Consider the following 418-nt stretch of genomic DNA (forward strand, 5'->3'; position numbering starts at 1 on the left):
GGACCAGGACGTGAGAGGCAGGGCCCCGGGCTCCGCTTCGCTCCACCCGGCCGGGAGGGGCCCGGCGGACCCTCAAATGCTCCCCCGGGGCGCCCCGAGGAACCGGCCGGAACAGTCATCCAGGGGCGCCGGGTGATGGTGCGTCACCTTTCGGCCAGTGTGCATCATGCGTGTGCATCGGAGCTGTGTACCTGTGTATGCTCTGTGTTCCGGCCCGGCCGCCTCCTGGCCGCATCACGGGAATTCTTCGTGGAAAGAGGCATCGTATGGCGCGCGCGATTCGGCCGCTTCGGCCGCATCAGATTGAGGCCGTGGACGCTATTGTGCGCGGTTTGGATATCCCGCCGGGTGGTGTTCCGGCGGCGGGTATTCGCGGTCAGGTGCATTCGGCGTGCGGGACGGGGAAGACCACGATGGC

The 418-nt window shown here is 67.9% G+C and carries 1 protein-coding gene; it reads left to right on the forward strand.

Annotated elements, in window-relative coordinates:
• Window positions 1-266 precede the first annotated feature (266 nt).
• On the forward strand, window positions 267-418 hold a 152-nt coding region (locus E0D90_RS28675; protein WP_438827458.1), incomplete at its 3' end, for a DEAD/DEAH box helicase family protein.

It is taken from the genome of Streptomyces otsuchiensis (assembly GCF_004305975.1).
GTDB lineage: Bacteria > Actinomycetota > Actinomycetes > Streptomycetales > Streptomycetaceae > Streptomyces > Streptomyces otsuchiensis.